This window comes from Streptomyces sp. NPDC086835 (assembly GCF_044745705.1).
Taxonomy (GTDB): domain Bacteria; phylum Actinomycetota; class Actinomycetes; order Streptomycetales; family Streptomycetaceae; genus Streptomyces.
The window spans coordinates 452,653-474,229 of record NZ_JBIVAU010000002.1 but is presented as its reverse complement, the minus strand read 5'-3'; the positions used below and the strand labels follow the sequence as shown (position 1 = coordinate 474,229).

22 protein-coding genes and 1 pseudogene are annotated in these 21,577 nt (G+C 71.7%); 11 read left to right on the top strand and 12 right to left on the bottom strand.

The window, feature by feature from the left end; all coding sequences use genetic code 11:
• The first annotated feature begins 26 nt into the window (after positions 1-26).
• The gene (locus ACIPJI_RS08315; RefSeq protein ID WP_402245143.1) at positions 27-3,233 is read left to right on the top strand and encodes a tetratricopeptide repeat protein; all 3,207 of its coding nucleotides are present in this window, start codon (positions 27-29) and stop codon (positions 3,231-3,233) included.
• A 60-nt stretch (positions 3,234-3,293) separates the two neighbouring features.
• Here ACIPJI_RS08315 and ACIPJI_RS08310 read toward each other — a convergent pair whose 3' ends face one another.
• Together ACIPJI_RS08310 and mca are read right to left on the bottom strand one after the other, a co-directional pair.
• Positions 3,294-3,545, bottom strand: coding sequence for a hypothetical protein (locus ACIPJI_RS08310; RefSeq protein ID WP_307707993.1), 252 nt, complete (start codon positions 3,543-3,545; stop codon positions 3,294-3,296).
• On the bottom strand, positions 3,538-4,419 hold the full coding sequence (mca, locus tag ACIPJI_RS08305; RefSeq protein ID WP_307707992.1) for a mycothiol conjugate amidase Mca: 882 nt from the start codon (positions 4,417-4,419) through the stop codon (positions 3,538-3,540). The genes ACIPJI_RS08310 and mca overlap by 8 nt, the downstream gene beginning before the upstream one ends.
• 97 nt (positions 4,420-4,516) lie before the next feature.
• On the opposite strand from mca, the gene ACIPJI_RS08300 reads away from it, so the two are divergent.
• Together ACIPJI_RS08300 and greA are read left to right on the top strand one after the other, a co-directional pair.
• Complete coding sequence (locus tag ACIPJI_RS08300) at positions 4,517-4,924, top strand: DUF4307 domain-containing protein (RefSeq protein ID WP_307707991.1); 408 nt, start codon at positions 4,517-4,519, stop codon at positions 4,922-4,924.
• A gap of 175 nt (positions 4,925-5,099) precedes the next feature.
• The gene (gene greA, locus ACIPJI_RS08295) at positions 5,100-5,597 is read left to right on the top strand and encodes a transcription elongation factor GreA (protein WP_159688063.1); all 498 of its coding nucleotides are present in this window, start codon (positions 5,100-5,102) and stop codon (positions 5,595-5,597) included.
• Positions 5,598-5,658: 61 nt separating this feature from the next.
• On the opposite strand, the gene ACIPJI_RS08290 is transcribed toward greA, so the two are convergent.
• The 3 genes from ACIPJI_RS08290 to ilvA all read right to left on the bottom strand — a co-directional run bounded on the left by ACIPJI_RS08290 (position 5,659) and on the right by ilvA (position 8,950).
• A complete protein-coding gene (locus tag ACIPJI_RS08290) occupies positions 5,659-6,516 on the bottom strand; it encodes an ABC transporter permease (RefSeq protein ID WP_356623521.1) in 858 nt (285 codons plus the stop codon).
• Entirely contained in the window at positions 6,513-7,526 is a 1,014-nt protein-coding gene (locus tag ACIPJI_RS08285; RefSeq protein ID WP_402245140.1) for an ATP-binding cassette domain-containing protein, read from the bottom strand. Before ACIPJI_RS08285 ends, ACIPJI_RS08290 begins: the two co-directional genes overlap by 4 nt.
• 197 nt (positions 7,527-7,723) lie before the next feature.
• The gene (gene ilvA, locus ACIPJI_RS08280; RefSeq protein WP_356623523.1) at positions 7,724-8,950 is read right to left on the bottom strand and encodes a threonine ammonia-lyase; all 1,227 of its coding nucleotides are present in this window, start codon (positions 8,948-8,950) and stop codon (positions 7,724-7,726) included.
• Between the two features lie 246 nt (positions 8,951-9,196).
• Here ilvA and ACIPJI_RS08275 point away from each other — a divergent pair, with 246 nt between their 5' ends.
• From ACIPJI_RS08275 to ACIPJI_RS08260, 4 genes are all read left to right on the top strand, one after another.
• On the top strand, positions 9,197-9,727 hold the full coding sequence (locus ACIPJI_RS08275; RefSeq protein WP_307707986.1) for a MarR family winged helix-turn-helix transcriptional regulator: 531 nt from the start codon (positions 9,197-9,199) through the stop codon (positions 9,725-9,727).
• A 53-nt stretch (positions 9,728-9,780) separates the two neighbouring features.
• A complete protein-coding gene (locus tag ACIPJI_RS08270; protein ID WP_402245138.1) occupies positions 9,781-10,233 on the top strand; it encodes a sigma factor-like helix-turn-helix DNA-binding protein in 453 nt (150 codons plus the stop codon).
• Positions 10,230-10,481 (top strand): hypothetical protein, encoded by a 252-nt coding sequence (locus ACIPJI_RS08265; RefSeq protein WP_307707984.1) that lies wholly within the window; start codon positions 10,230-10,232, stop codon positions 10,479-10,481. Before ACIPJI_RS08270 ends, ACIPJI_RS08265 begins: the two co-directional genes overlap by 4 nt.
• Before the next feature lie 63 nt (positions 10,482-10,544).
• On the top strand, positions 10,545-10,736 hold the full coding sequence (locus ACIPJI_RS08260; protein ID WP_307707983.1) for a DUF1059 domain-containing protein: 192 nt from the start codon (positions 10,545-10,547) through the stop codon (positions 10,734-10,736).
• Between the two features lie 69 nt (positions 10,737-10,805).
• Here the strand turns inward: ACIPJI_RS08260 and ACIPJI_RS08255 are convergent, their stop codons facing one another.
• Positions 10,806-11,960 carry a cystathionine gamma-synthase gene (locus ACIPJI_RS08255; RefSeq protein ID WP_189466488.1) on the bottom strand — a complete coding sequence of 385 codons (1,155 nt, stop codon included), beginning with the start codon at positions 11,958-11,960 and terminating at the stop codon, positions 10,806-10,808.
• A gap of 70 nt (positions 11,961-12,030) precedes the next feature.
• Between ACIPJI_RS08255 and ACIPJI_RS08250 the strand changes: the two genes are divergently transcribed.
• The 3 genes from ACIPJI_RS08250 to ACIPJI_RS08240 all read left to right on the top strand — a co-directional run bounded on the left by ACIPJI_RS08250 (position 12,031) and on the right by ACIPJI_RS08240 (position 14,911).
• Positions 12,031-13,134, top strand: a complete 1,104-nt coding sequence (locus tag ACIPJI_RS08250; protein ID WP_307707982.1) for a hypothetical protein — start codon at positions 12,031-12,033, stop codon at positions 13,132-13,134.
• 94 nt (positions 13,135-13,228) lie between these two features.
• Entirely contained in the window at positions 13,229-13,891 is a 663-nt protein-coding gene (gene msrA / locus ACIPJI_RS08245; protein ID WP_356623526.1) for a peptide-methionine (S)-S-oxide reductase MsrA, read from the top strand.
• 108 nt (positions 13,892-13,999) lie between these two features.
• Positions 14,000-14,911, top strand: a complete 912-nt coding sequence (locus tag ACIPJI_RS08240) for a DUF5829 family protein (protein WP_402245779.1) — start codon at positions 14,000-14,002, stop codon at positions 14,909-14,911.
• Positions 14,912-14,931: 20 nt separating this feature from the next.
• On the opposite strand, the pseudogene ACIPJI_RS08235 reads toward ACIPJI_RS08240, so the two are convergent.
• Positions 14,932-15,280: pseudogene (locus ACIPJI_RS08235) on the bottom strand (DoxX family protein).
• 360 nt (positions 15,281-15,640) lie between these two features.
• Between ACIPJI_RS08235 and abc-f the strand changes: the two are divergent.
• Complete coding sequence (abc-f, locus tag ACIPJI_RS08230; RefSeq protein ID WP_402245135.1) at positions 15,641-17,299, top strand: ribosomal protection-like ABC-F family protein; 1,659 nt, start codon at positions 15,641-15,643, stop codon at positions 17,297-17,299.
• A gap of 57 nt (positions 17,300-17,356) precedes the next feature.
• Here abc-f and ACIPJI_RS08225 read toward each other — a convergent pair whose 3' ends face one another.
• From ACIPJI_RS08225 to ACIPJI_RS08205, 5 genes are all read right to left on the bottom strand, one after another.
• A complete protein-coding gene (locus ACIPJI_RS08225) occupies positions 17,357-17,764 on the bottom strand; it encodes a helix-turn-helix domain-containing protein (RefSeq protein WP_402245133.1) in 408 nt (135 codons plus the stop codon).
• 187 nt (positions 17,765-17,951) lie between these two features.
• Positions 17,952-18,305 (bottom strand): DUF1330 domain-containing protein, encoded by a 354-nt coding sequence (locus tag ACIPJI_RS08220; RefSeq protein ID WP_356623531.1) that lies wholly within the window; start codon positions 18,303-18,305, stop codon positions 17,952-17,954.
• Between the two features lie 100 nt (positions 18,306-18,405).
• On the bottom strand, positions 18,406-19,398 hold the full coding sequence (locus tag ACIPJI_RS08215) for a GNAT family N-acetyltransferase (RefSeq protein ID WP_356623532.1): 993 nt from the start codon (positions 19,396-19,398) through the stop codon (positions 18,406-18,408).
• A 134-nt stretch (positions 19,399-19,532) separates the two neighbouring features.
• A complete protein-coding gene (locus tag ACIPJI_RS08210; protein WP_402245130.1) occupies positions 19,533-20,798 on the bottom strand; it encodes an Ig-like domain-containing protein in 1,266 nt (421 codons plus the stop codon).
• Positions 20,799-21,107: 309 nt separating this feature from the next.
• The gene (locus ACIPJI_RS08205) at positions 21,108-21,521 is read right to left on the bottom strand and encodes a hypothetical protein (RefSeq protein ID WP_402245128.1); all 414 of its coding nucleotides are present in this window, start codon (positions 21,519-21,521) and stop codon (positions 21,108-21,110) included.
• Between the last annotated feature and the right edge of the window lie 56 nt (positions 21,522-21,577).

Here is a 21,577-nt window from a genome sequence, read left to right as displayed (position 1 = left end):
ATCCGGGCTCTTTCAGGGGGACGCACATGCGGGACGGCCACCGGGCTGAAGCGGAACGGCTGTTGGCACGAGCGGTGGAGGAGGAGGTGCGGCGCTCGGGCGGCAGCTCGGACGCCGGGACGCTGCTCGCGCGGGGGCGTGCCGCTCTCGACTCGATGGCGGCGAGCGCGAGCGAGGAGTACGCGGCCTACGAGCAGGCGCTCACCGAGGCCGAGGCCGGGCAGCAGCCGCTGTCGCAGCGCTTCAGCCGGGAGACGCTGGGCGCTCCGGTGCTGGTCACCGCCGTCGCCGCCGTCGCCGCGATCGGCGCGGACATCGCCCTCGGGACGGCGACGGGCACCGCGCTCGGGGCCGGTGCCGTCGTGGCCGTCGCCGGGGCGGCGACCACCGTCGCCAAGGTGACCGCCGCGCACTGGCCCGCGGCGCACCGCAGGGCGGGAGCACTCGCGCAACCCGGCGGCGTGGAGCAGCTGCGGCTCCAGTGGCTGACGGCGCTGGAGGTACGGGGCATCCGCCCGTTCCTGGACCAGCAGCGGATGCTGGCCGCGTCGGCCCGGCCCGCGAAGAAGGCGTCCGTCGTGCCGCAGCTGCGTGGCGCGGACCGGTCGGCGGCGGCACGGCGCAGGTCCGTGCTGGAGCAGTCGTTCGGCCATCTCCCCGATCCCGGGGGCCCGTTCGCCGGGCGCCGCTCGCAGATGGCGCAGATCACCCAGTGGGTGCACGCGGCACGCGCGGCGACGCAGACGCTTCCGGTGGTGGTGGTCCTCCACGGTGATCCGGGCTCGGGACGCACGACGCTCGCGGTGCGCGCCGCCCACCATCTCAAGGACCTGTTCCGCGGCGCGTGCGTGGTCGACCTCCGGGGTGACGGCGAGCAGCCGCTGCCCACCCGTGACGCACTGCTGCACCTGCTGAACCGGCTCGGTGCGCCGCGTGAGCAGCTGCTCTTCCGTGAACGCGCCTCGGCGGAGCAGCAGGTGCGGCGGCTGAGCGAGCTGTACCACCAGTATCTGACCGGGCTGCCGGTGACGGTGGTGCTCGACGACGCGCGCGACCCGGACCAGGTGCGCACGCTGCTGCCGGAGCGGTCGGACAGTCTGGTGCTGGTGACCGCACGCGCACCGCTCGACCTGCCCGACGACATCCCGGCCCGGGTGCACCACCTGCCGGTGGAGGCGCTGGACGCGGCGGGCGCGGAGGAGCTGCTGCGGGCCGCGGCGGCGAGCTCTTCACCTGGGCCGTACGACGTCCGGTCCACGGACGAGGTCCGGGAGCTGTGCGGCGGGCTGCCGCTGGCGCTGCGGACCGCGGGCTCCTCGCTGGGCGAGCGTTCCGCGGACCGCCTGGCGGCGGACCTCCGCGCCCTGGGGCCGCTGGATCCGGTCGAGCGGGCGCTGCGGCTGCGCTACACCGACCAGCCGGAGCAGGCGCGGCGGCTGCTGCGCCGGCTGGCGCTGGCGGGCCGGGCCTCGCTCGGTCCTGCGGCGGCCGCGGCGCTGCTGGCGACCGACGAGAAGGAGGCGCAGCGGCTGCTGGCGGCGCTCGCGGAGGCGGGGCTGATCGACCATGTGCGCTCGGCGCGTTACCGGCTGCACGACGCGGTGCGCCGTTTCGCCAGGAGCCGGCTGATGGACGAGGAGGACGCCGCCGACCGCGGCGCGGCGCAGGAGCGGCTGATCCGGAACTACGCGGAGCTGGCCGGTGCGGTGATCCGGATGGTCGACGGCAAGATGTCGACGCGGGCCGGGCAGTTCGGGGCGTACGGCTTCCCCTCGCTGGACGCGGCGCTGCGCTGGCTCGACGACGAGTCGAGCTTCATCACCTCGGCGCTGCGGCACGCGGAGGGTGTGGACCAGCAGGCCGTGCTCGGGCTGCTGGGCGCGCTGTGCGACTACTGCCTGCTGCGCGGCGACCTGTACCGGCTGGGTGAGATCAGCGAGCTCACCCAGGCCGTGGACCAGGGGCTGCTGGAGCGCTCCGTGCGCTGGCGTACCGGTATCGCGGCCCGGCAGCTCGGCGAGCTGGACAAGGCGCGTACGACGCTCTCGTCGGTGGTGGGCCTGTACCGGGAGGCGCACCACGACGCCGGTGCCGCGCTCGCGCTGTGCTCGCTCGGGATCACTCTGCACCATCAGGGCAATCTCACAGAGGCGGCGGCGAAGCTGCACGAGGCGATCGCGCTCCAGGATTCGCAGGAGCAGGCGGAGGACCGCGCCTGGTCGCTGCACGCGCTGGCCGCCGTGGAGCGCGACCGGGCGAATCTCGCCGAGGCCCTGCGGCTGCTGGAGACGGCGCTGGCGCTGCACCGGGAGGGCGAGTCCCTGCACGGCGAGGCCTGGTCGCAGTTCCAGCTGGGCCAGGTGTTCCTGCGCATGGGCGACGTGCCCGCCGCCCGGACGGCGCTGGAGGTGGCCCTGGACCTGTACGGCCGCACCCGCGACGGCCGCGGTGAGGCATGGGCGCTGACCCAGCTGGCGCGCGCCCGGCTCGTCGACGGCGACCCGGCGCCCGCCGTGGACGACCTGCGCCAGGCGCTGGCCAGGCACCGCGAGAACGAGGACGCCCGCGGCGAGGCGTGGACCCTGTACTACCTGGGTCAGGCCCTGGAGGAGTCCGGCGACCGCGACCAGGCGGTACGGGAGCTGGAGCGGGCGCGGACGATGTTCTCCCGGATGCGGGACGTGTACGGGCTGGCCTGCGCCCGGCACCACTCCGGGCGGGTCACCCGCGACCAGCTCGCGGCCAGGACGGGCAGCCTGCGCAACTCCGGCTTCGCCCGCCAGCTCCTCGTCGACGCCCGCGCGGACTTCGCCCGGATCGGCGTCGCGCACGGGGAGGCCTGGACGTGCCTGGAGCTGGCGATGATCGACGCCGGGAACAGCCGCGCGCCGCAGGCGCTGGAGCTGTGCGACGAGGCGGCGGCCCTGTTCGCCTCGTACGGCGACGAACGCGGCGGCGACTGGGCGCGTTTCCTGCGCTGCACCCTGCTGCCGTACGCCTCGCCCGGCGGCATCGAGGTCGGCACGGTCGTGGCCCAGGAGGAGCTGTCGCGTCTGATGGCCGCCGGGCACGCGTCGCGTGACGCGAAGCTGGAGGACTGCGCGGAGGCGCTGGCGGTGATGCTGGAACGCGGCGTGCGCCTGGAGGACGGCTGGCAGGCATGGCAGCTGGGACTGGTCCCCAACCGGCACGCCCGGGAGGTCATGGGCGTGGCCGTGGAGGCGGGCCGCTAGCGGGCGGACACACCGGTGGGCCCGGTCCGCGGAGGCGGTCCGGGCCCAGGGGGTGACGCGTCAGGCCGCCTCGGAGCCCGTCCGCTTCGCGGGGCCGGCCTCCGAGGTGACCTTCGGGTCAGGGGCCTCCTCGAAGTTCACCCGGCCCATGTGGCGGTTCATGGACTTCATCAGGGCCCACACGCCCACGGCCAGCGCCGCGAAGACGAGAAAGCCGAGGACACCCGGGGTGACCTTGTTCTCGTCGAGCTCCTTGGCGAGGGTGGCCATGTGCGTCATTGCGAGGTGTGCGCTTGCGCTCATGTCAGGCATTGTCCCGGATGCCCGCGAAGAGGTCGTCCTCGGGGAGGGAGGTTTCGACGAGCGACTTCGCGAGCTCGTACTCCTCCGTCGGCCAGACCTCCTTCTGGATCTCCATGGGGACGCGGAACCAGCCGCCCTCGGGGTCGATCTGCGTGGCGTGCGCGATCAGCGCCCGGTCACGGGTCTCGAAGAACTCGGCGCAGGGCACGTACGTGGTCAGCGTCCGCTCCGCGCGCTGGAACTCCTTCCAGCGCTCGAGCCACTCGCCGTACGGCGACTCGAGACCGCGCTCGAGCAGTGCCTCGTGGAGGGCGACCGTGCGGGGCCGGTTGAAGCCCTGGTTGTAGTAGAGCTTCTGGGGCTGGAAGACCTGCCCGTACTCGGACTCGGGGAACTTCTCCGCGTCGGCCGCGCCCTCGAACGCCACCATCGTGATCTTGTGGGTCATGATGTGGTCGGGGTGCGGGTAGCCGCCGTTCTCGTCGTAGGTCGTGATGACCTGGGGACGGAAGTCGCGGATCCTGCGCACCAGCTCGCCGGCCGCCTTGTCGACGTCCTCGAGGGCGAAGCAGCCCTGCGGGAGCGGCGGCAGCGGGTCGCCCTCCGGCAGGCCGGAGTCGACGAAGCCGAGCCAGTCCTGCTTGACCCCGAGGATCTCGCGGGCCTCGTCCATCTCCTTCCTGCGCACCTCGTGGATGTTCTCCTCGATATAGGCGTCGCCCTGGAGCTTGGGATTGAGGATGGAGCCGCGCTCGCCTCCCGTGCAGGTCACGACCAGCACGTCCACCCCCTCGGACACATACTTGGCCATCGTCGCCGCGCCCTTGCTCGACTCGTCGTCGGGGTGGGCGTGCACGGCCATCAGTCGCAGCTGCTCAGTCAAGACTCGATCCTCAATGAATAGTCGCGTCGTGCAACTTCTATAGTGACCGAATCGGCGGACGGAAAATTCCTGCCTCCGGCTCTCGAGAGGAACGATCATGGCGGCTGTCGGCGAAAAGCTTCCGCAGGGGCGCTACGGGCGCACGGCGGACGAGCGCGCGGACCGCAAGCTGCGGATCGTGGGGGCCGTTCTCGGCGCCTGCATGCTCGCTCTCGTCGGCTGGTTCGGCTACGACTACGTCGCCGGTACGCGGATCAGCGCCGAGGTGATCAAGTTCGACGTCATGGAGGGCGCCGACGAGGTCCAGGTCCATCTCGAGGTCCGCAAGGACGCGGGGGCCGCCGGCAGCTGCACGCTGCGTGCCCTCGCGGAGGACGGCGCCGAGGTCGGCCGGCTGGACGTGGCGATCGGCCAGGAGGGTGAGAACCGCGTCGACGAGGTCGTGAAGATCCGTACGACGCGGCAGGCGACGAGCGCCGAGCTGATGGGCTGCAACGCCGCGTGACACCCCGGACCCCGCGCTGAGCAGGGGTGCTGAGCAGGTGTTCTGCATTTCCCGAGGCCTTTGTCCTCCCCCTTTCCCGCCGGAATTGTTAGGCTCGTGGTTTCGCCCGCCCATGGGGGTACATCCTTCTGGGTAGGGCGATGCTTTGTATTCCCAGTACCTACGAGGAGCACCTGTGACCCAGACCAGCGACAACGTCACCTGGCTTACCCAGGAGGCGTACAACCAGCTCAAGGCCGAGCTGGAGTACCTGTCTGGTCCCGCCCGCACCGAGATCGCCAAGAAGATCGAGGCGGCGCGCGAGGAGGGCGACCTGCGGGAGAACGGCGGGTACCACGCGGCCAAGGAGGAGCAGGGCAAGCAGGAACTCCGTGTGCGCCAGCTGACCCAGCTCCTGGACAACGCCAAGGTCGGCGAGGCCCCGGCGGACGACGGCGTCGTCGAGCCCGGCATGGTCGTCACGATCGCCTTCGACGGCGACGAGAACGACACCCTGACGTTCCTGATGGCGTCGCGCGAGTACGCGAGCGCGGACATCGAGACCTATTCGCCGCAGTCGCCGCTGGGCGTCGGCGTGAACGGCAAGAAGGTCGGCGACGACGCCGAGTACGAACTGCCGAACGGCAAGAAGGCCGCGGTGAAGATCCTCGCGGCCAAGCCCTACTCGGGCTGAGCGGGACGCGTACGACGAAGGGGCCGGACCGCGGAAGCGGTCCGGCCCCTTCGTGTGCCGGTCAGGCGGCGGAGCGGTACTTGCGGACGGCCAGGGTCCGGAAGACCACGAGGATCAGCACCGACCACAGCACCGAGGCCAGGATCGGGTGCTGCATCGGCCACGCGTCCGGGGTCTTGAAGCCGGGCGGCAGGTTGCCGAACAGCTCACGGCATGCCTGGACGGTGGCGCTGAACGGGTTCCATTCCGCGATGTGCCTCAGGAAGGTCGGCATCTGGCTCGCGTCCACGAAGGCGTTGGAGATGAACGTCAGCGGGAACAGCCAGATGAGCCCGCCGGAGGTGGCCGCCTCCGGCGTGCGCACCGACAGGCCGATCAGCGCGCCGATCCAGGAGAAGGCGTAGCCCAGCAGGAGCAGCAGCAGGAAGCCGAGGAGCACCTTGCCGATGTTCTCGTGGACCCGCCAGCCGACGATCAGCGCGACCACCGAGAGCACCACGAGGGTGAGCGCTGTCTGCACCAGGTCGGCGAGCGTACGGCCGGTGAGGACCGCGCCGCGCGCCATGGGCAGTGACCGGAACCGGTCGATGAGGCCCTTGTGCATGTCGTCCGCGATGCCCGCGCCGGCGCCCGCCGTGGCGAAGGTGACCGTCTGCGCGAAGATGCCGGCCATCAGGAACTCGCGGTAGGCCTCCGGGGAGGTGGAGCCGCCGACCTGGATGGAGCCGCCGAAGACATACGTGAAGAGCACCACGAACATGATCGGCTGGATCAAACCGAAGATGATCATCTCGGGGATGCGCATCATCCGGATCAGGTTGCGCTTGGCCACCACCAGGGAGTCCCTGACGGCCTGGCCGATGCCGCCACGGGGGCGGGGCGCCGCGAGCGGCGGCGCGGTCTGCGTGGTGGCGCTCACTTCGCGCCCTCCTTCCTGGCGCTGTGGCCTGCGGCGTCTTCCGGTTCCGCGCCGCCGTTGCCCTCTGCGACCTCCGCCGCGTGCCCGGTCAGCGAGATGAAGACGTCGTCGAGGGTGGGGCGGCGCAGGCCGATGTCGTCGATCTCCACGCCTCGGGCGTCGAGGTCGCGGATGACCTCGGCGAGCAGCTTGGCGCCGCCGGTGACCGGGACCGTGAGCTTGCGGGTGTGCTCGGCGACGGCCACCTCGCCCTTGCCGTAGCCGACGAGGACCTCGCGGGCGGGCCCGATCTGCTCGGGCTCGTGGACGACGACCTCGACGCGCTCGCCGCCCGTGCGGGCCTTGAGCTGGTCGGAGGTGCCGCGGGCGATGACCTTGCCGTGGTCGACGACGCAGATGTCGTCGGCGAGGTGGTCGGCCTCCTCCAGATACTGGGTGGTCAGCAGCAGTGTCGTACCGCCGCCGACGAGTTCCTGGATGACCTCCCACAGTTGCTGCCGGTTGCGCGGGTCGAGACCGGTCGTCGGCTCGTCCATGAACATCACGGGCGGGGACACCACCAGCGCCGCGGCGAGGTCGAGCCTGCGGCGCATACCGCCGGAGTAGGTCTTGGCGGGGCGGTCGGCGGCGTCGGCCAGGTTGAACCGCTCGAGCAGCTGACCTGCCCTCTTCTTCGCGTCCCTGGCGCTCATCTGGTAGAGCTGCCCGACCATCTGGAGGTTCTCCCGGCCGGTCAGGTACTCGTCGACGGCGGCGAACTGGCCGGAGAGGCCGATGGACCTGCGCACTTCGTTGGGGTGCTTGAGCACATCGATGCCGGCGACGACCGCGGAACCGCTGTCCGGCTGGAGGAGAGTGGTCAGTACGCGCACGGTGGTGGTCTTGCCGGCGCCGTTCGGGCCGAGAAGTCCGAGGACCGTGCCTTCGGGGACGTCGAGATCGACGCCGTCCAGTGCCCTTACGTCACCGAAGGTCTTGACCAGACCTTCGGCGTAGATGGCGCCTGGCATAGGGGGTCTCCCATGGTGACGGGTGGAGTGGATGAATGCTTGCGCGCGAAAGGCCGGCTCGGCCGCTCCCTTGGCGGGAGCATGGCAGGGGCCACACCATAACGCGATACATCGCGTCTCTCAAGAGGGTGTCGCGTCGACGTCCGCGCCGGGTATCGCGATACATACGCCTCGCCCTCCCGCCGGCGCGGAAGCGCTCAGACCATCACCGTGTAACCCGCGGCGCGCAGGGTCGCCGCGACCTCCTCGCAGTGCTCGGGCCCCTTCGTCTCCAGGTGCAGCTCCACCTCCACCTCCGTGAGCCCGAGCCGCGGGTCGGTCCGTACATGGCTCACATCGAGAACATTGGCATCCGCCACTGACAACAGGCCGAGAAGCCCCGCGAGCGCACCCGGCCGGTCCGTCAGCCGCAGCCGCAGCGACAGGTACCTGCCCGCCGCGGCCATGCCGTGCCGGAGGATGCGCTGCATCAACAGCGGGTCCACGTTGCCGCCCGAGAGCAGGGCGACGACCGGGCCCTCGAACGACCTCGGATCGCTCAGCAGTGCCGCCACCGTGCTCGCCCCGGCCGGCTCGACGACCATCTTCATCCGCTCGAGGCAGAGCAGCAGCGCACTGGAGAGCGCGTCCTCGGAGACCGTACGAACCTCCTCCACAAGATCGCCAATGATTTTGAAGGGCACATCGCCCGGCCGCCCCACCTTGATCCCGTCCGCCATCGTCGTCGGCCTGTCGACGGACACCGGATGTCCGGCCGCCAGCGACGGCGGATAGGCGGCGGCGCCCTCGGCCTGCACGCCGATCAGCTTCACGTCGGGCCGCAGCGCCTGCACCGCGACCGCGATCCCGGCCAGCAGCCCGCCCCCGCCGACACCGACGAGGATCGTCCGCACCTCCGGGCACTGCTCGAGGATCTCCAGCCCCACCGTGCCCTGCCCGGCGATGATGTCCGGGTGGTCGAAGGGGTGGATGAAGACGGCGCCCGTCTCCCGCGCGTACTCCTGCGCCGCGGCCAGCGTCTCGTCGACGACCTGCCCCTGCAGACGCACATCGGCCCCGTACTCCCTGGTCGCGGCGACCTTCGGCAGCGGCGCCCCGACCGGCATGAAGACAGTGGAGCGCACCCCCAGCAGCGACGACGCCAGCGCCACGCCCTGCGCGTGGTTGCCCGCGGAGGCTGCGACGACGCCTGCCGCCCGCTCCTCCTGCCGGAGGCCGGCGATCCGCACGTACGCGCCGCGCAGCTTGAACGAGCCGGTGCGCTGAAGGTTCTCGCACTTGAGATGGACCGGCGCCCCCACCAGTTGCGACAGATGCCTGCTGCCCTCCATCGCCGTGACTCTGGCGACGCCGGACAGCATCTTCTGCGCTCCCCGGATGTCGTCGAGGATCACGGAAGGAATCTCGGGCGTACGGAAGCTCATGCTGCCAAGTCTGGCAGTTCGGGCCCCGCCGGGTGGCGCCGTCCGCATCCCGGGCCGGCGCCCCCGCCGTCACCCGGGACCGGGCCCGCGACAGAGCGGGCGCACCGGCCCGGAGTCCGGCCGCGTAAGGGGCCCGTACCGGATTGTGCAGCGCAGGTACGCCGGGACCCAGGGCCGCGTACTCTGTCCCCCACCAACCGACCACCGCACAAGAGAGCCCCCGCAGCCATGCCCACTTCTCAGGACATGACGACCACTGCGTCTGCCTCTCGGGGGACCTCCCCCGAACCCGCCGGCGGCCCCGGTCTCCTCGATGCCCTCCAGCACCAGGTGGCCGTGTTCGCACGCCGCGCGGAACAGACACGGCTCGGCGGAGTCGGCCAGGTCCGCAACTCGATGGACCGCGCCGCGTACCTGCTGCTCAACCGCCTGGACCTCGAAGGTCCGATGGGCGTCAAGGCACTTGCCGCCGGGATGGGCATCGACTCCTCGACCGTCACCAGGCAGGTGGCGCCGCTCGTGGACAGCGGCCTGGTCAAACGCACCTCGCACCCGGAGGACGGCCGTGCGGTCGTGCTCCAGCTGTCCCCGCGGGGCCTGGCCAAGCTCGAAGAGGTCCGCGCCTCACGCCGTGAGCTGATGGCGCAGGTGACGGACGGCTGGACGGAGAGCGAGCGGGAATCGTTCTGCACTCTGCTCACCCGTTTCAACACGGCGCTCTCCGCCCGCCAGGCCGGTCTTCCCGCCGGTGAGACGGAGACGCCGCCGACCTCTTGACCCAGGGCCGTCGCCGGGCCCTATATGAGGACGTGAGCGAGCGGAATTCAGCCATGGACCGCCGTCGCGCCCATGAGTTCGAAGCCTTCGTGGCGGGCGCGTCGAGCCGGCTGCTGCACGCCGCGACCCTGCTCACCGCCGAGCCCCCCACCGCCAACCCGCTGGCACAGCGGCTGCTGACCGGTGCCCTGGCCCGCACCTACGCCCACTGGGACCGGCTGCGCGGCGAGGACCCGTACGACCGCACCCGCCAGGAACTCGCCCTCCGCTTCGCCCGCAGCGCCTGGCGCTACCACCGGGTGCGCGGCGGGGTACTGGACCGTCTCACCCCGCAGGAACGCCTGATCCTCGTGCTGCGCCTCTACGAGGGGGTCGAGGAGGAGCAGACGGCCGCGATCATCGGACTTCCCGCCGACCGGGTGCGGGCCATCTGCAGCCGGGCGGTCTCCACCATGCGCGGCGCCCGCCGGGCCCGAGGCCGCACACTCCTGAGGACGGCCTCGTGAACGGCCCGGAGCGCAAGGAGGACGAGGTCAGGCGGATGATGGACGTCCCCCATCCCGTGGTCCCCGCCGGCCTCGGCCCGCGCGCCGCGGAACAGGGCGCCCGGCTGCTGCGCCGGCACCGGGCGGTCCGCCGGGCATGGATCGGGCTGCTGGTCGTGCTGGTGATCGCGTGCGCGGTGTGGGCGACGGTGACCGAACCGTGGGCGGTGCCCCCGTCGGACACGACGCCCCCGCTCGAAGGCTGGTAGCAGCCGCTCGTCGCGGATCTATCCTGAAAACAGCGGCGCAACGAACGAGCCCAGGAGGTCGTCATGACCAGAAAAGTCGCCGACTGCCGCAACACCCCCAGCGTCTCGGGCTGCACCCTCACCATCAGCGGTGAGGAGGAGGAAGTCGTGCGGGCGGCCGCAGAGCACGCCGTCTCCGTGCACGGCCACACCGACGGCCCCGAGCTGAGGCAGATGGTGCGTGAGTCCCTGGAGGACGAGAAGGCCCACGTCTGACCGGATCCCGGCCCCCTTCCGTCGGGCCCCGGCGGGCTCGCCGGGGCCCGACGGAGCGTCGGGGCAGGGTCAGCCCAGAGCCTGCTGGAGATCGGCGAGCAGGTCGTCGGCCGCCTCGATGCCCACGGAGAGACGGACCAGATCCGCCGGCACCTCCAGGGCGGAGCCCACGACGGACGCGTGCGTCATCCGGCCCGGGTGCTCGATCAGCGACTCCACACCGCCCAGCGACTCACCCAGCGTGAACAGCTTCGCCCGGTTGCACACCTCGACCGCCGCCTGCTCGCCGCCCTGCACGCGGAACGAGACCATGCCGCCGAAGGCCCGCATCTGCTTCGCCGCGATCTCGTGGCCCGGGTGCTCCGGCAGGCCCGGGTAGAGGACCTGGGTGACCTTCGGGTGGCTGGTGAGCATCTCCGCGACCCGCGTCGCGTTCTCGCTGTGCCGGTCCATGCGCACGGGCAGCGTCTTGATGCCGCGCAGCACCAGCCACGCGTCGAACGGTCCGGCGACCGCGCCCATCGCGTTCTGGTGGTACGCCAGTTCCTCGCCCAGCTCGGCGTCCGCGGCGATCAGCCCACCACCGACGACGTCCGAGTGGCCGCCCATGTACTTGGTCAGCGAGTGCACGACGACGTCGGCGCCGAGCGCGATCGGCTGCTGGAGGTAAGGGCTGGCGAAGGTGTTGTCGACGACGAGCTTCGCGCCCGCCGTGCGGGCGATGTCCGCGACGGCCGCGATGTCGGTGATGCCGAGCAGCGGGTTCGACGGCGTCTCGACCCAGATCACCTTCGTACGGTCGGTGACCGAGGAACGCACGGCCGCCGGGTCGGAGGTGTCGGCCACGGAGAAGTCGACGCCCCACCGCTCGACCACCTTGGCGAAGAGCCGGAAGGTGCCGCCGTACGCGTCGTTCGGGATGACCACGTGGTCGCCGGGGCGCAGCAGCGTACGCAGCAGGCAGTCCTCGGCCGCGAGGCCGGAGGCGAAGGCCAGACCACGGCGTCCGCCCTCGATCGCGGCGAGGTTCTCCTCCAGCGCGGTGCGCGTCGGGTTGGCGCTGCGGCTGTACTCGTAACCGCCGCGCAGACCGCCCACGCCGTCCTGCTTGTACGTGGACACCTGGTAGATGGGCGGTACGACCGCGCCGGTCAGCGGGTCCGCGGTGTTGCCCGCATGGATGGCGCGGGTCTCGAAGCTGTGGAAGCTGTGCTGGTCGCTCATGAGGTCCGAGCGTAGTCCGGTGCGGGACCGGCCGTGGCCGCACGCCGCAGGCGTCCGGGACAATGGGCTCATGGAGATTCTCTGGTTCCTGATCGCACTGTGCATGCTGACCGCGATCATCGGCCCCGTCGTGCTGCGCCGCCGGAACGGCATCCGGCTCGCCCGGCCCGGCTCGCCCGACGCCGCCGACCCGGACACCTACGGCTTCGTACGCCAGGAGCAGCTGGACGTCCGGATGCCCGGACCGGACCAGGACCTCCTGGACGTACTGGACGTCGTCCAGCGGACCCAGGACTGGCACGCCGCCTCGCAGCTGCTCGCCGGTACGCCGAAGGAGGGCGAGCGGCGCTGGCAGCGCGTCCAGGCCTTCGCCGGGGCCGCGTCCCTGGAGCTGGCGCAGCAGCCCGGCGTCGGCGGCGCGTGGCTGCGCAAGTGGCGCTCGGAGGCCCCGAAGGACGCGGGCGCGGCGCAGGTGCACGCCGAGTTCCTGGTGCAGCAGGCGTGGCGCTCGTCGGCCGTCGGCGCGGACGACTTCCGGATCATCCTGGAGGAGGCCAGGACCGTCTGCGGCGAGGCGGCGCTGCTCGCGCCCGGCGACCCCGTCCCGTACATCATCGAGCTGGCCGTCGCCCGCGGACTCGGCTACAGCCACGAGCAGTTCGACCAGCTGTGGGCGAAGGTCATCGACCGCGCGCCCGACCACATGGGCGCCCACCTGGCCGCCCTGCACCACCTCTGCGAGAAGTGGCACGGCTCCCGCGAGGAGGCCGACCACTTCGCCACGACGGCCGCGGCCCGCGCCCCGCGGGGGTCGCTGCTGGCGGCCCTCCCGCTCTTCGCGGTCTACGAGCACCTGCCCGAGGTGAACCTCGTGCGCTCCTTCTACCAGAGCGCTGTGGTCACCAAGGCCATGGAGGGCGCGCTGTTCGCGGTGCACTCCGCCCGCCCGGACGACCCGATGCTCGCGCACGTACGCCACCTGCTCATCGTCTTCCTCGTGAACTCCGAGCGGTGGGCCGAGGCGATGCACCAGCTCGTACAGGTCGACGGTCACGTGGGCGCGCTGCCCTGGACGACGGAGCCCGACCCGGCGGCGGCCTACACCGTCTACCGCGCCCTCGCGGTCGCCGGCTACGAGGCGAACGGCGGCAGCCCGGCGACCCTGCTGCGCTGAGCCGCACCCCCGCGGCGGCGGCAACGGCGCCGGTGGAATTCCGGACGGCACCGGGACGTTGTTCCGGTGCCGTCACCGTGAAGGAGAACCAGCCATGCTCTTCGGCCGTACGCCCGTGCTGCCCACCCCCGAGCAGGCCCTCAAGGGCCGCCCGGAGCCGACCTTCACGGTCCCCGACCGCCACACCGTCCTCGGCAACCCGCTGCTCGGCCCCTACCCGGAGCACCTGGAGACCGCGGACTTCGCGCTCGGCTGTTTCTGGGGCGCGGAGCGCAAGTTCTGGCAGACGCCGGGGGTATGGACGACGCTCGTCGGCTACCAGGGCGGCTACACGCCGAACCCGACGTACGAAGAGGCCTGCTCGGGCCTGACCGGCCACACGGAAGCGGTCCGCGTCGTCTTCGACCCGTCGCAGGTCACGTACGAGGCGCTGCTGAAGCTCTTCTGGGAGTCCCACAACCCGACCCAGGGCTTCCGCCAGGGCAACGACGTGGGCACCCAGTACCGCTCGGCGATCTACACCCACTCCCCCGCCCAGGCCGCTGCCGCGGCGTCGTCCCGCGACGCCTACCAGAAGGTCCTGACGGGCTCCGGGTACGGCACTATCACCACGGAGATCCTCCCGGCGGAGGGCCGGCCGTTCTACCCGGCAGAGGCCTACCACCAGCAGTACCTGGACAAGAACCCGGCGGGCTACTGCGGTATCGGCGGTACGGGCGTCTCCTGCCCGATCGGCGTGGCACGCGCCGAGGGCTGACCTCGGCCCGCCGCCGGCGGCGGCGCGTGCCCGGTTTCCACAAATCGAAGGCGGATGCGATTCGGTCCTCCTACGATCCCTGGCATGCTGCTTCGCCAGGTGTTACGGATGACCATGGTCCTCGTTCTGGCCCTCGCGGGGGCCGTCGGAGGCGGTACGAGCACGGCGCTGGCCGAGGAGAGCCGGCCGCCTGCCGATCGGCAGTTGCTGTTCTACAACCACGCCTACGGGGTGCTCGACCGGGAGACCGCCGACGCGATCGAGCACTCCGGCTTTTTGCGTACCTTCGCCGACTTCCAGGTCCGCACCACGACCGGAGCCGACGGGCAGACCTGGACCGGCCGCTATCTGCTCGGCCGCGAGACCTACCTCGAACTGTTCGGAGTGGGCGACCTGCCCGGCCAGGACGGCACCCTCGGCGCCGCCGGGACGGGGCTGTCCACCGAGCGCGCCGGTGACCTGGCCACGGTGACCCAGCGGCTGCGCGACCAGGGGATCGCCGAGCCGGTGCGGTTCCGCCAGACACGGGACTTCGGCGACGGCGTGCCCGTGCCGTGGTTCGACGCCGTCTTCACCTCCGCCCGGTACGACGCCTTCGGCGCCTGGGGGATGGAGTACCTGCCGGAGTACTTCGCCGACCCGCGCAGCAACACCGAGCCGGCGTCCTACCCCGGCGACGTCGGCCGGGAGCGCTATCTGTCCGACGGCTACCAGGACCGCCTCATGCGTGACGTGACGTACGTCCGCCTCGGGGTCACGGAGGCGGACCTCGCGAACACGGAGCCGCTGCTGCGGGCCGGCGGGTTCGTCGTGCGGCCCGTGGCCGGTGGCGTACTCACGGTGCGGGGCGGCACCACGCTCCGGTTCGACGCCGTCCCGCGCGAGCAGGCGGGCCTGCGGCAGGTCGGCCTGTCGCTCGACCGGTCCGTGGAGTACCGGCACGAGGAGCGGATCGGCCGTTCGACCCTTGTCGTCGGCCCGGGTTCCCACGCCGTGTGGACCTTCGGCGGGACCCCGTAGGCCGGGAGCCCGCAGGAGCGTCAGGCGGCGAAGCCCAGAGCCAGCGCCGCGACCACCGGGGCCGCGTACACCAGCGGGGAACGGGATGTGCGCGTACCAGCGCGCCCGGACCACGGTGGCGACGGCCCCGGTGAAGTACAGCACCAGGCCGACCCCGGCCAGGACACCGACGACGGGCACGAACAGGCCCACGAGCAGTCCCGCGGCACCGGCTGCCTTGGCCGTGCCGAGCCAGGGCAGCCAGGACATGGGGACGCCGTAGTCGGCCATGGGCCGCACGACCCACTGGGTGCGCAGAAAGACGGAGACGGCAGAGAATCCCACCATGGCGGCGGCCAGGACGGTGACGACGACATAGGCGGTGGACATCACAGATGCTCCCATCGGGCGTGCGCCGACCGGACGCTCCGGCCGGGTCTTGAGTGCGTCACTGCCATGACCCGCCGGGCCACGCGAATGTGACAGGCGGACCGGCACGGATGTCGCGCCCGGTGGCCGCGGTCATCCCCGGTCCCGGCCGGTGCGGCCCCGGTGATGGCACACTGGGCGTATGGGTTCGCACATGCACTACTTCTTTCTCTGATTCCGGACGCGGACGCAGCGTGCGAGTCGTAGGACTCCGCTGACGTCCCTCCCGCGTCCGTCCGACAGCACCCGGCCCTGCCCCGGCATGCCCGCAGGCGTACTGCGCGCTTGCCGCCGAGCGGGCCTGTCACCCAGGGAAAGACCATGCGCGATCGCGCCCGACTGACCATGAAAGACGTTTCCAAGGCGTACGACGGCCGTGCCGTCCTCGATCAGGTGTCGCTGACCGTGCGGCCCGGCGAACGCGCCGGCGTCATCGGGGAGAACGGCTCCGGCAAGTCGACACTGCTGCGGCTGATGGCCGGCGACGAGACACCCGACACGGGTGGGATCACGGTCAGCGCGCCCGGCGGCACCGGGCATCTCGACCAGACCCTCGAGCGGACGCTCGGGCTCGGCCCCCACCACACGGTGCAGGACGCCATCGACACGGCGCTCGCCGAACTCCGCGCGCTCGAACGGCAGATGCGGCAGGCAGAGGCGTCCCTCGCCGACGCGGGCGAGGCGGAACTCGCCGCCTACGGCGAGCTGCTCACGGCCTTCGAGGAGCGTGGCGGTTACGAGGCCGACGCCCGGACCGACGCCGCCCTGCACGCGCTGGGCCTGGGCGGGCTGCCGCCCGGGCGGCGGCTCGGCTCCCTCTCCGGCGGGGAGCAGTCGCGGCTCGCCCTGGCCTGTGTGCTGGCCGCCTCCCCCGAACTGCTGCTCCTCGACGAGCCGACCAACCATCTGGACCGGCAGGCGACCGAGTGGCTCGAGGAGCAGCTGCGCGGCCACCGCGGCACGGTCGTGGCCGTCACCCACGACCGGGCCTTCCTCGAACGGGTCGCCACCACGATCCTCGAGGTCGACCGTGACACGCGCGCCGTGCACCGGCACGGCGACGGCTGGGCGGGCCACCGGGCGGCCAAGGCGGCCGCACGCCGCCGCCGGGAGCAGGAGTACGAGGAGTGGCTGGACGAACTGGCGCGCACACGGGAGCTGGTGGCCGCGTCCGGGCAGCGCCTGGCGGCGTCGGGGAAGGACCCGCGTCAGGGTTTCGGCAAGCACCGCCGGTCGCACGAGGCGAAATTGTCGGGCCGGGTCAGGGCCGCACGGCAGCGTCTCGAGCGGCTCGAGCGGGAGCCGGTGGCCGCGCCGGTGCCGCCACTGCGGTTCACGGCGCGGCCCCGCACGTCGGGCCGCTCGGGAGTGCTCGCCGAGCTCACGGACATCGGGGTCGGTGACCGGCTGCGTCTGGCGGGTCTGCGGCTGGAGTCGGGGCAGCGGCTGCTGGTGACCGGACCCAACGGCGCGGGCAAGACCACGCTGCTGCGGGTGCTGGCCGGGGAGCTCCGGCCGGACGAGGGCACGGTGCGGCACGGGGAGCGGGTCAGGATCGGCTATCTCGCGCAGGAGCTGCCCGTGGCCCCGCCGCGCGGACCGCTGCTGTCGGCCTATGCGGCGGGCCGGCCGGGCCTGCCGGAGGAGTTCGCCGACGAGTTGCTCGGCCTGGGCCTGTTCCGTGAGGAGGATCTTCACGTACCGGTCCACGCCCTGTCCGTGGGCCAGCAGCGGCGACTCCAACTGGCCCGCCTGCTGGCGTCACCGGCCGATCTGCTCGTCCTGGACGAGCCGACGAACCACATGGCCCCCGACCTGATGGAGGATCTGGAGGAGGCGCTGGCTTCGTACGAGGGCGCCGTGGTCGCGGTCTCCCACGACCGGCGTTTCTGCGGCGCGTTCACCGGCGACCGGCTGGAGCTCCGCGCCGGCCGCGCCGTGGAACCCAGTGGCCACGGTGGTGCCGGTGGAGAGTGCTGAGGCCCCGCCTTCTCCTGACCGCGCGTCAGTCCCACTGCCTGGGCTCTGACCTGACGGTCACGCGGCGAGACGCACGTCGCCCTGCCGTGCCGTCCCCACCGTCCGGGCGAGCCGGGCCGTGGTGGAGCGGGCCGGGCGGACGAGCTCGCGGTGGGAGAGGGCGAGCAGGTCCGCGAGGCCGAAGCCGAGGGCGTGCGCGGTAGCGGCGAGGATCTCGGAGGAGGCTTCCTTGCGGCCGCGTTCCAGCTCGGAGAGGTAGGGCACCGAGATCCGGGCGGCGTCCGCCACGTCCTTCAGGGTGCGCTCCTGCGCCAGCCGCTCACGGCGCAGGACGCCGCCGACGACGTCCCGCCAGAGAGGCTCCCTGGGCGCCTGCCCCGGTGCCGGTACCGGCCCGTCGGGGGCGGGCGCCGCGGCCGGGCGCAGGGGAACGACACGGGCTCGGTTCGTCTCGTGGCTGCTCACCCGCCCAGCGTAGAAGCGCCGCAACGGGCTGTGGAGCAGGAGCAGTTGCGCCAGGGGCGAAACCCGGCGCGACCCGGCCCGTACCAGGCGGCCCCTTGCGGGGTCGACCCCCGTACGCCTGCGGCGGTTCGCGGTTCGGCGGGCCGACGCCTCGGCCGCGCCCGGCACGGTCCGGACGGGCCGGCGGTCAGGAGACCGCCTCCTGCTCCTGGCGCAGACGGGCCGCCGTGGCCGAGGCGTCGTAGCCGGGGGCGACTCCGTCGACGAGGATCACGTCGCCCGCCAGGTGGCGGGTGCGCAGCGGTATCAGCTCCTGGTAGGCCGGCGACTCGTACCAGTCGCGTGCCTGACGCAGCGTCGGGAAGCCGATGACGACCAGCGCGCCGGGCCACTCGCCCTCGCGGACGTCGAGGGTCGCGCCGTGGACGAGGAAGCGGCCCTCGTAGGGGTCGAGGGTCGACTGGATGCGCTCCATGTAGTCGAAGACCTCGTCGTCGAGGCGGGCGGCGGGCTGCAGGTTGCCGACGGCGTACGCGGTCATGGTGTCCTCCCGTGGATCGGCGGCTCGATGTGCCTCGATCCTGCCGGGACGGGGCGCGCCTGACGATTACCTTCCGGGTAAGGGGCCGGTGCCGGACGGCTCACAGCTTGGTCTGGAAGTACCCGATCTCGCGCTCGCGCCGGTAGCCGAGCTGTTCGTTGACGGCCAGCATCGGGCCGTTCTCGTCGGCGACGGTCGTGGCCGTCTCGCGTACGCCTGGGCACTCGGTGGCCACGACGCCCATCATGTGGCGCTTGACGGCCAGGCCGAGGCGGAGGCCGCGGTGGGCGGGCACGACGGCCGTGTCGTACTGCATGGCCCGGACGTCGGACGGGTCGCGCAGCACCAGTTCGGTGTAGGCGGCGACGGTGTCCGCGCCGTCGGCCGTGTGCACGACGGCCGAGGAGAGTATGACGCCGCCGCGGTCCTCGATCACGCGGGCCGCCGTCCGTACCCGGTCCGCGTCCCACTTCGGCCCGGAGCGGTCCACGTCCCCCATCGGCGCGTCCTCCATGGCGTCGTGGGCCTCGGCGAAGGCATCGGCGAGCCCGTCGGGTACGACACCGGTCCAGTGGGCGTAGGCGTACCCGTCGGGGAGCGCGGGACGCACCGGGTGGGCGGCGAGCGCGTCCTGGAGGTTCTGCACGTACCAGGCCATCGGGAGGGCGTTGTCGAAGCCGTGGCGGGAGGCGAACTCTTCGCCGGGCCCGCCGAGTTCTATCTCCGCGGAGACGGAAGTACGGCCGTCCGCGGCGAGATGGTCGCGGACGGCCGCCCAGAGCCGGCTCCCGACCCCGCGGCGCCTGGCCCTCGGGTGGACGGCCAACCGGTCGAGGAAGGCGGTGTGCAGGTTGTTCTCGTCGGTGAAGAGCACCACCGATGCCACGCCGTCGTACGAGCCGTCGGCCGCCACGGCCGCGTGATGGACGGTCCGGCCGTGCACCGACGCCGTCCGCAGCTTCCCCTCGGTCTCCACCCGGCCCGGCGCGGGCACGTGTCCGGGCAGGTCGTGGAGGTGTGCGGCACGGACGACGGTGTGCCAGGCGTCCACGGCGGAGTCGGCGGGCGGCGTGGGGAGGGTGGTGATCGTCATGCCGGGGACAGTACGTCCCCTCCCCCGCGGCCGCTCGGAATTACGGCAGTCCCGGTGCCCGCGCGGGCGGCCCGGAACGACGACGGTGGCGGCACCCTTCGCGGGTGCCGCCACCGTCAGGTGTCACGGGCGGGTCAGACGGCGGAGCCGGCCTTCCACTGCGCCCAGTCCATGTTCCAGCCGTTCAGGCCGTTCTCCGGCTTGATGGTGGTGTCCTTGGAGTTCTTGACGATGACGACGTCACCGACGATCGAGCTGTTGTAGAACCAGGCGGCGGGCTGCTTCGGGTCGCCGGCGCCCTTGACGTCGTTCAGGCCCACACAGCCGTGGCTGGTGTTGGCGCTGCCGAAGACGGAGTCGGGTCCCCAGTAGTTGCCGTGGATGAACGTGCCCGACGTGGACAGCCGCATGGCGTGCGGGACGTCCTTGATGTCGTACTCGCCCTTGCCGTCGTCGTCGGTGAAGCCGACCGTCGCACCGTTCATCCGGGTCTCCTTGAACTTCTCGGAGATCACCATCTGACCGTTGTAGGTCGGGTTCTCGGAGGAGCCGGCGGAGATCGGGATGGTCTTGATCGTCTTGCCGTCCTGGGTGACCGTCATGATCTTGCTGGCGGCGTCGACGGTGGAGACCTGGTTGCGGCCGATCTTGAAAATGACCGTCTTCTGCTGCACGCCGTAGACACCGTCGGCACCCTCGACGCCGTCGAGCTCGAGCTTCATGGTGACGGTGGAGCCCTCGGCCCAGTACTGCTCGGGGCGGAAGTCGAGGCGCTGGCTGTTGAACCAGTGGCCCACGACCTCCTGGCCGCTGCTGGACGTCACGGTGATCTTGGACTGGACGGCCTTGCGGTCCGTGATCGCCTTGTTGAAGTTGATCGACACGGGCATGCCGACGCCGACGGTGGAGCCGTCCTCCGGCGTGAAGTTGCCGATGAAGCTGTTGGCCGGCGAGACGGTCGTGAACGACGCGTTCTCGTGGGCCTCCAGCCCGTCGGCGTCCTTGGCCGTGGCGGAGATCTTGTACGTGGTCGAGCGCTCGAGCTGGGCGTCGGGCTTCCAGCTCTTGCCGTCGGCGGCGAGGGTGCCGGCCACGGCGGCGCCGTCCGCGGTCGTCATCGTGACCTCGGAGAGGGTGCCGTCGGTGACGGTGACCTTGGCCGCGTTGTTGATGCTCGCGTTGGTCGTGCCGTTCTTCGGCGAAATCGCTATTCGCGCCTTCGAGACCGCCTTCGCGGCCGCCTCGTCGATCTGCGCCTGTGACGTCTTCGAGGCCTCGGCAGCCGCGTCCTGTCCGTCTCCGCCGCTGCAGGCCGACAGGGCCAGCACACCCCCGAGCAGCACGGATGCGACCTTCCATCCGCTGCGCCGCTTGCTGTCCGTCATCACACGCGTCTCCATCGTTGCCGAGTCCCCTGATCAACCACTGTGGACAACCCCATTTCAGGTCATCCGGTTCCACATCGGTGCAGGATGTGGGGAACAACACCTCACCAGGTGCGCCCGTCGGACACCGCGCCCGCCGGGTACACCTCCCACCGAACTGATCGACGCTGCTTCCGTCTCATCGGTTGCACCGTTCCCGGTCCGGCTTCGTCATTCGATTGTCGCCCCCGTGCTCCTGCCCGGGAAAGCCCTGGCGGGAGTACGGGGGGCGCCTGCCCTGGCGATCTGGGCCCGAAGCGTGTAACGGGTCACTTCGCGGTCCCGTTACGGCCACCGGCCGGTGTCGCCGTCGCCGTCATCCTCGACGCCGCGGTCGTTCTCCAGCAGCGGGTAACCGTCCGGGCCCGGTTCGTAACCATCGACTTCGTCATCGTCGATGTCGAGCTCCCAGTCGGCGGAGTCCGGGTCGTACTCGATCTGCTCGCAGCTCCACGAGGCCTGCGCGAGCTCGATACCGGGCACGTCGCTGACCAGGTCGAAGGGGTCGATCAGGTACGCCAGCGCCTCCGCCTCCTCCTCCCGCACCGCGGACTGCGCGTGGGTCCGCTCGTCGTCGGGCATGAACTCGTCGTCGGCGATCCGCTCGAGCGCCGCCCCGGTCAGGGCACCGGAGTCGTCGACCTCGATCACCAATTCCACTCGCAGCCGCACATAGCGTGATGTCTCAGAGGTGGTCATACGACGGAGGGTATGGCCCTTCGGGCTGCGGCTTTCCCACGACCCGCTGCTTTCAC